The organism is Glaesserella sp., from assembly GCF_041817755.1.
Taxonomy (GTDB): domain Bacteria; phylum Pseudomonadota; class Gammaproteobacteria; order Enterobacterales; family Pasteurellaceae; genus Glaesserella.
The window spans coordinates 1-8,468 of sequence record NZ_JBGYBX010000052.1; the positions used below are offsets into that span (position 1 = coordinate 1).

Consider the following 8,468-nt stretch of genomic DNA (forward strand, 5'->3'; position numbering starts at 1 on the left):
ATGTTTATTCCATCAATACCCCAACTCTCTCAAATATCCTTCCATTTTAGTTTCCAACTCCGCCAACTGTTGTTTTAACTGCATTCTTTCGGTGCGAACTTGGTGCAAGTCGATCAGCTGTTCTTCTTCAAAGGTATCTACATAACGTGGGATATTCAGGTTGTAATCGTTTTGTTGAATATCGGCGAGAGTGGCAATAAAGGCGTATTTTTCCACCGCTTGTCGTGTGCGGTAAGTGCGGACGATTTTTTCGATGTTTTCCGCAGTAAGCGTATTTTGATTTTTACCCGGCTTAAACTCGTTACTGGCGTCAATAAACAGTACAGTGTCGTCCGTTTTGTTTTTACGGAAAATCAGAATTGCCGCAGGAATACCCGTGCCATAGAACAGTTTTTCAGGCAAGCCGATCACGGCATCTAGTAGGTTTTCATCAATCAATTTTTGGCGAATCTTGCCCTCGGCAGCCCCACGGAATAGCACACCGTGCGGCACAACCACGCCCATTCTGCCCGTTTTCTCTTTGAGCGTTTTAATCATATGTGAGATAAACGCATAATCACCTTTTGTTTTCGGCGGCAAACCACGCTCAAAACGTTGAAAACGATCTTGGCTAACCTCGTCATAACCCCATTTATCCAATGAAAACGGTGGATTGGCTGTAACAATATCAAAGGTAATCAATTCGCCGTTGCTATCCAATAATTTCGGATTGCGAATGGTATCGCCCCATTCGATGCGATGGTTATCTTCACTGTGCAAAAACATATTCATTTTTGCCAACGACCACGTTGAGCCAATCGCTTCTTGTCCGTATAAGGCATAATTTTTGCTTTGATGATTTTTCACCACTTTTTGACCGCACTTCATCAATAGCGAACCGGAACCACAAGCAGGATCGCAAATGCTGTCGCCCATTTGCGGATCGAGCAGTTCGGCAATTAAATCCGATACTTCAGGCGGCGTATAAAATTCACCCGCCTTTTGCCCACCGCTTGCAGCAAAGTTTTTAATTAAATATTCGTAAGCATTGCCAATAATATCCAGTGTGCCGACTTTGCTTGGTTTCAAATCTAATTCAGGTTTAGCGAAATCTTCCAACAGCTCACGCAAAATGGTGTTTTTCTGCTTTTCTTCGCCTAGTTTATCAGTGTTAAAGGAAATATCTTGGAAAACGCTCTTGCCTGCATCTTTGAGTTTGGTGCCGTTGGCTTCTTCAATGGCGTGCAACGCCTGATCGATACGTTCACCATTACCTGCTTCAAACCGCTGCTCATACAAGCGGTAAAAATTAGCGTGCGGTGGCAATACAAATCGCTCCTGTTTCATCATTTCTTCAATCAATTCAGGCACATCACCGTATTCCGCTTGATATTGTTGATAATGGTCTTGCCATACGTCTGAAATGTATTTCAAAAACAGCATCGTTAAGATGAAATCTTTATAAGTATCCGGGCTTATCGTGCCACGAAAGGTATCGCAAGCAGACCACAGGGCTTTGTTAATATCGTCTTGGTTAATGGACATCGGTTATTCCTTATTGGTGAGTTTTTTCTGATGATTTTCAAGGGTTTTAATGCTTTTGTCTGGTTTCGGTAAATCTTCGGGCATTGTACCACCAAGTTCTTGAATAGTTTGACGAACTTTTTTACCTACATCAAAATGGGTTTGGTTGGCTTCCTGTTTCGTTTGAATATTATCTCTACGTAGTTTTTCTTCCGTTTGCGTGGCTCGGAATAGGTTAGCGGCAAGCTCCGTTGAACCCATATGATCTAAAATTTTTTCATTTTTCTGTAACCCTTTGCGAGCATGAATAGCTTTATTATCTAATCCACCATAAAGCCCTTTGTAGCCGTGATTTTGGAAAATAGCAAAGTCCAAGTTGCTTTCAACGCCTGCTTTTTGTGCTGTTTCAACTAGTTGTTTATTATGTTCTTTCAATTCATTACGCAAATATAGACGCTTTTGATCTTCTTGAAGTTGTTTAAATTGTTCTTCATCAGCCAATTCTTGACGGCGTGTTTGCACGGCAAAATAGGTTTGACCAGCTGCAATAACAGGTTTAGACGGATCGCCGTTTTGTACGATAAGGTAGCAGGCGTAGCGAGAGAACAAAAAATCACTGACTTGGCGTTGAGTACCGACACCTAATTGAACCATTTTGTTGGCTTCAACAAAATGGGAAGAGACCTTGATATGACTGCTTTCACACGCTTTCATTGCTTTATCAATGACCTTTGTAAAATTTCGCCATTCAGAATAGTCTAGTAATAAATATAACTCTCGTGCTGACCAAAATTCATTTCCTTGATCATCAATGTGTTTAATACTTTCAAAGGTTTGGGTTAATTCGTTCATTGTTCTTCTCCTAGGGTGAAATTAACTCTTGGGCTAAGGCATTCATCAACTTCTCATTATTTTCAATGAGTTTTTGCAAGGTTTTTCGCTCCTGATCGAGTGTTTTTGTCATTTGTACGATAACGTTTTGTTTTGCTAAAGAGGGTATTTTTATCGACAATTCTGCCAAGACAGGAAGACGTAAACTTTTGGTAATCGAGCCTTCAAGATTTTGAATAAGATACTTTTGGCTTTGTTTCAAATTCAGCCACCATTGCAGATATTCAGGTAAGATTTCCGCATTTTTAGGGCGAATGACAAAAAAATGGGGGGACGCAACCGCGGGTAAATTTTGCCGGGAAAACTCAACAAAAATCGGCTGATAATTGTTGCCTCTTGTGGCAAGCAAAATATCTCCCTTTTTGAGCCAATCACTTTCTTTCACTTTATCCAGCTTTGTACGAACACAGTTATCCCAAGCAATACCATCAAAAAATGAACAATCTTTCATTTGCACTACAACCACATTGCCGTTCGGATCTTCAGGCACTTTTGCTCGGAACAAAAAACCTGTTTGGATATTTGCAACATCACCTAATGTTTGCATTTTTATACTCCATTGCGCTTACAACAAAATTTGTGTTTAAATTATAAACGGAAGAGTATGTAAATCAAGTGATATCTTGCACCAAAGTTATTACAACTTAAAGTGATTCAGTAACAGAAGAAAATAGAAATTTGGAACCGCAGAAGAAGTCGAGATAGTAAAAGTGAAGAGCGGTAAGATTTCAGGATCATTTTGCAAAAGCAAAAACTCGCTGAAATCCTACCGCACTTTTTATTTACAGGGGAAAACCTTGATTAGTCTTTTTCGACGGGGATCCATAATTCCATTTTATACTGTTCATTATGAATATCCGTTCCGGAATACACTTCAAAATCCGGTTTGCCGGAATGTTTGTAAACCCCATATCCCTTGTACAATAGAGATGGCGTTTTAACACGGTGTATTGTGTCAGTTGTGATAGGTGGTGGCAAATGGCAGATGGATTATATAGATGCCTCAAAAAAACAACCGCTTGTGTTCTACAAGCGGTTACTTTTGGGCTGAAAAATGCAAAATTAGTTTTTATCTAAGTCTAAATCGGCTTTGTATTCAATACGATTGTTATTTTTTACTTCAATTTGCACATCAAGTTCTTGATCGCCGCGTTTAAATTTTAAATCGGCATCGTGACGTTCGATATCGGATTCTATCACACGGAAACCGTGTTGCTTGGCATGGGCAATCACGGTTTTGGCTAAGCCGCGGACATCATTGCCTTTTAAGCGATATTCGACTTCATATTCTCCGTTTCCTTGTCTGTCCGCTTTGACTAATTCACCGTGCGGGCGATAAATTTCACTTGGAATGGACGCCGCAAAAGCCGACGAGGTAAAGAACCCTAACGTTGCGACGAGTAACGCCGCTTTCGATAACATTTTCATGTTGACTACCTTTATTGATTTATTGGAAATAACGTGACGCTGATCGTCACCGCAGCTAAGACCCGTTTTGTCGTAATCAGTTCATCAATGATGCAGATCATTGATATACTGTCCCGATAATTCCTCGACTTTTTCCACTACCCGATAATCCAAATCCGGATAATCCAAGCGTAAATAATGGAAATTCTTACGGGCATAGGCAATTTTCAGTTGCTCGTTTTCACGTAATTTATCTTCATCTACGCCACTTTGAATACCTTTGCCGGTATTTTTAGTTTCGGCAACAAAATAGATTTTATTTTCGCCTTTAAACACCACCGCCCAGTCAGGATTGTAATTACCCAACGGAGTGGGGATTTTGAAACGTTCAGGCAATTTAAAATAAAATTCAATGTTTTCACTACTTTCACAATGTTTAGCAAAGGTATATTCAGTGGTGGAGTCCAGTGAAATACACGCTTCATAAATGGTTTTCGTTTTATCGTTTACGGCGAAAGTATATGGGTTGGCATAAAACTCAAAATCCTTGAACAACGTCATTTCATAACTTTTCCCGGCAATTTTTCGATACTCTATGCCGTCTGCCATAATAAGTTGCAATACCGCATTGATTTTTTCCGCCACCAAATCTATAAAGCGTTGCGGATTACGAAACACCTCTTGCAAGCGGTCGGATTGTTGCAAAATTTTGCAAAGCGTTATTCGGGTAAGTCCCGTTTTCTTTTGCAATTCATTCAGCAAATCAGGAATTGCCCATTGAGAATGAACGATTGTTTCGCCTGCCGCACGATAATCGGTCGCAATACCGCTTTCATCAATAATCAATTTCGCTTTAGCGTGCTTAATTTTGGTCGCTTCAATGGCCGGCATTTTGCGGATTTTTTCCACCGCACTTTTAATCAGTTCATCATTACTGAAATTTACTCGATAAGTGGTTTGCTGCTTAATCCGTTCCCAAATTGCCACAAAATCAGGGTGTAAACTGAAATCTTTACGATAACGCACTTCTCGTTTATCTTCCCGTTTTTTAATATGGCTTTTCTCAAATTTCACGCCACAATCTTCTTCGATTTCACGTTGTAACGCTGTCGCAAATTGTTCATAACTTTCATTGGCAATCACGGTGAGCGTACTTTGAGCGCGATCATAAATACGCTGCCCGTGCTGATTAACCGGCAGTCGCAAGCCACGCCCGATTTCTTGGCGTTTTTTCATTTCGCTTGCCGTGTCGTTTAAGGTGCAAATTTGAAACACATTCGGATTATCCCAACCTTCTCGCAAAGCGGAATGTGAAAAAATAAAACGCAGCGGATTATCCAAAGAGAGTAATTTTTCTTTATCACGCATAATCAGCTGATAAGTATCATTATCCGCTTGCGTGGTACCGTTGGTATCTTTCGCCACGCCTTTTTTATCTTGCGAAAAATAGCCGTTGTGTACGCCGTTCGGTTCTTCCTTCGCTAATTCACGATAAATTTCTTCAAACCATTGGGCAAATTTGCCCCCTGAAGGTTTTTCTGCAGATGAGCGGTAGTTATCTACTTTATCAATAAAAAATAGCGATAAAACTTTCACTCCAAGCGGTCGTAATCTCTTCTCTTTTTGCAAATGTTCAGCAATGGTTCGGCGAATTTGCATTTTTTGCAAATCGTCTTTTAGCTGTGAATGATCAACGCCTTGAAAAATCTGTGTGCCGTTAGAAAATGCCACCATTTGACTTTCCGCATCCATTCCGCTCAAAATAAAACCGGAACGATACATTTCGTTTTGATTGGAAAGGTCGTACAAATCCTGATTAGGTTTCACAGTAACGACTTTTTTCTTCATTGCTTTGCTATCGTTAAATAATAACTCAATTTTTGCCGCCCAACTTTTCGCCGCAGTTTTGAGCTCTTTTAACGCAAGATAAACGCCATTTACCTCATTTTCCGTCACTACACTGTCCACTTCGATCTGTTTTACCAAGCCTAGCTCATAGGCTTGCACAGGGTTTAAACTGAAAATCGGGTTATAAGCATTTTTATGGGTTGCCGAATAACGCAAGGTAAACAGCGGATTTAAGCTCTCAATCGCATTGCGGCGAATATCCGTTTCCATATTTTGCGGTTCATCAATAATCACAATCGGATTGGCTTTTTGAATATAACTGATTGGTGCTTCGCCGCTTTCGTTGATGGTATTAATCACATTGCTGTCTTTGGCAAAAGCATCAATATTCATCACCAAAATCTCAATATGATTGCTGCTCGCAAAGGCTTTCAAACGGGAAAGCTGATTGCTTTTATATTCAAACTTCGGGCTAACGCTTGGCTTATCAAATACATTGTTAAAATGTGTTTGCGTGATGTCAAGGGTATGCAACACCCCTTCACGAATGGCAACACTCGGCACCACAATCACAAATTTTTGCCAGCCGTATTGTTTGTTGAGCTCAAAAATCGTGCGTAAATAAACATAGGTTTTACCCGTTCCCGTTTCCATCTCCACGGTAAAGTTTTTACCGTTTTCGCTAAGCAAAGTGCGGTCGATTTTTTGACTGTTTTGCTGATTAGCTAAATTTTGCTGATTAGTTAAATTTTGCTGTAATTGCTCATCGCTGATTTGCAACGGTAAATTCGGGATAAAACGCAAATCATTTTGCGATCTTAACGCAAATTCACTAGCCGCATTCGGCTGCCCGATAAACAAATTTATCGCTGCATTCACTGCTTGCAGTTGGTAATCTAAGGTTTCAAATTGGAGTTTCATTTTGTCCCCTTAAATCACAAAAAACGCAATATCCGCATCGTGCATTTGCAATTCGGTGTTTTTCTTTTGCGCGTCATTGCCGTTGAATAAACGGTCTAGGGTAACGACTTTTTTCGGCTGTTTGGCAATCACTTTTTCAATCATCTCATCATTGATTTCCGTCAGCATTAAGGCAAAAGTGTGTCCGTTTTCATCTTCTACCCAAAACACCTGATTTTCCGACCGCACTTTCACTGTCAGTTTTAAACCCAAACGCAATAAAATCTCATAAAGCACCGCTTGCGTATCCGTTTGCTCGCTTACAGGATCGATAAACATTTCCAACTGATCGGCTAAATTTTCTGCCGTAGGCGATTGCCATTGTTTAAAATGGCTTTCCGTGAGTTTAAACACTTTAAATCCGGTATCTAACGAAGAGACAAGCGGTTGATTTTCGGCATTATTTTGCAAAATGTGTTTACCGGCACGGCGGATACGTTCTTTGGTTATTTCTGATATTAAATGTGGTTTTTGATTTTTTTCTAAAAATTCAATAGCATTTTGTAAGGTTTTCTTATTGTCAGGTGAGGCGTTTTTTATAGCTTCATCTAAGTTCTCAGGTAGTTGCACACAAATAAAGCGTCTACGACCATCATCTTTTGCATTTAACTGCATGATTGCATGTGCTGTAGTTCCACTTCCGCTAAAAAAGTCTAGTATTAAATCATTGTTTTCAACTTTAAAATTAATTAAATATTGAATTAAGCTAGTAGGTTTTGCGTAATCAAAAATATCAACACCAAAGAGTTTTTTTAGTTCTTTTGTTGCCCCTTCATTAGTTTCAATATTTTGATTTTTTTTATCAATAACAGGAGTGATAATATTATCTTTTATAAAATTAGTTGGTCTCTTCGTGCCTTTTTCTAATCTCTGAAATCGAATGGATAATTTATCAGTTTTGGCAATAAATACTGTTCCTTTGGATATCTCATCATTTAGAGTGTCTTGGGTCCACTTGAACTCTCCCAATATTCTTATTTCAGATGTTGGTTTATTGTCTTGTATTTGAAGATCATTTAATAAAGTAACTCTATCGTATTTCCCTGCTTTTAATATTCCATTGTCCAAAAATTTGATAGTTAATGAATTAGCTGGAAATATAAGCTCCCTTTCCTTATTTCCAGAATTTAATAACGGTTCATCTCCATCATCTTGCATTTCTCCAATATACTTAATACCATCTTTATGTTTTTCATAACATAATATATATTCGTTAGTTTTTCTTGATTTTGTTGATAAGCTAGGTGGTGTTGATGTTTTTACCCACGAAAAACATTCAACAAAATTCTCCTCCCCAAACACTTCATCACACAACAATTTCAGTTGTGCCTGTTCATTATCATCAATGGAGATAAAAATTACGCCGTCATCGGTCAGCAAATTTTTGGCAAGGTGCAAACGGGGCAACATCATATTCAGCCAGTTACTGTGATAATGCCCGTTTTCCTTACTGTTACGCACAAAAGCACGTTTGAGATTGCCGTCTGCGTCCAAATCGCCCACTCTTTCAGCGTATTCGGCTTTGCTTTCGGCAAAATTATCCTTATAGATAAAATCATTACCCGTGTTATAAGGCGGATCGATATAAATCATTTTGACGGAATTAAAATAGGATTTTTGCAACACCTTTAACACATCAAGGTTTTCACCCTCGATAAACACATTTTGGGTATGCTCAAAATCTATACTCTCTTCGACACAAGGCGTGAGCGTTTTAAAGGTTGGGGTTTGTAAGGTTTGATAGGCTGCCGATTTACCCGCCCAATTGAGCATATAGCGGTCGGTGCCGGTGGTGATTTCATTTGAGAAAAGCTGTTTGAACTTCTCAAAGTCAATTTCGTTTTCACAAAAAATTTCGG

At 39.2% G+C, this 8,468-nt stretch carries 6 protein-coding genes; all 6 read right to left on the reverse strand.

Going from position 1 to position 8,468, the window contains the following annotated elements:
- Positions 1-12: 12 nt before the first annotated feature.
- The 6 genes from ACEYKX_RS07655 to ACEYKX_RS07680 all read right to left on the reverse strand — a co-directional run bounded on the left by ACEYKX_RS07655 (position 13) and on the right by ACEYKX_RS07680 (position 8,382).
- Positions 13-1,524, reverse strand: a complete 1,512-nt coding sequence (locus ACEYKX_RS07655; RefSeq protein WP_373780695.1) for a type I restriction-modification system subunit M — start codon at positions 1,522-1,524, stop codon at positions 13-15.
- A 3-nt stretch (positions 1,525-1,527) separates the two neighbouring features.
- A complete protein-coding gene (gene dinD, locus ACEYKX_RS07660; RefSeq protein ID WP_373767170.1) occupies positions 1,528-2,355 on the reverse strand; it encodes a DNA damage-inducible protein D in 828 nt (275 codons plus the stop codon).
- 10 nt (positions 2,356-2,365) lie between these two features.
- A complete protein-coding gene (locus tag ACEYKX_RS07665; protein ID WP_373780696.1) occupies positions 2,366-2,941 on the reverse strand; it encodes a restriction endonuclease subunit S in 576 nt (191 codons plus the stop codon).
- 515 nt (positions 2,942-3,456) lie between these two features.
- Positions 3,457-3,822, reverse strand: coding sequence for a hypothetical protein (locus tag ACEYKX_RS07670; protein ID WP_373767168.1), 366 nt, complete (start codon positions 3,820-3,822; stop codon positions 3,457-3,459).
- An 84-nt stretch (positions 3,823-3,906) separates the two neighbouring features.
- Positions 3,907-6,570, reverse strand: a complete 2,664-nt coding sequence (locus ACEYKX_RS07675) for a DEAD/DEAH box helicase family protein (protein WP_373767167.1) — start codon at positions 6,568-6,570, stop codon at positions 3,907-3,909.
- A 9-nt stretch (positions 6,571-6,579) separates the two neighbouring features.
- Positions 6,580-8,382, reverse strand: a complete 1,803-nt coding sequence (locus ACEYKX_RS07680; RefSeq protein WP_373767166.1) for a site-specific DNA-methyltransferase — start codon at positions 8,380-8,382, stop codon at positions 6,580-6,582.
- Positions 8,383-8,468 lie beyond the last annotated feature (86 nt).

Coding starts and splice junctions, on each gene's coding strand:
- ACEYKX_RS07655 (WP_373780695.1), bottom strand. CDS start 1,524: ATGTCCATTAACCAAGACGATATTAACAAAGCCCTGTGGTCTGCTTGC.
- dinD (WP_373767170.1), bottom strand. CDS start 2,355: ATGAACGAATTAACCCAAACCTTTGAAAGTATTAAACACATTGATGAT.
- ACEYKX_RS07665 (WP_373780696.1), bottom strand. CDS start 2,941: ATGCAAACATTAGGTGATGTTGCAAATATCCAAACAGGTTTTTTGTTC.
- ACEYKX_RS07670 (WP_373767168.1), bottom strand. CDS start 3,822: ATGAAAATGTTATCGAAAGCGGCGTTACTCGTCGCAACGTTAGGGTTC.
- ACEYKX_RS07675 (WP_373767167.1), bottom strand. CDS start 6,570: ATGAAACTCCAATTTGAAACCTTAGATTACCAACTGCAAGCAGTGAAT.
- ACEYKX_RS07680 (WP_373767166.1), bottom strand. CDS start 8,382: ATGCTCAATTGGGCGGGTAAATCGGCAGCCTATCAAACCTTACAAACC.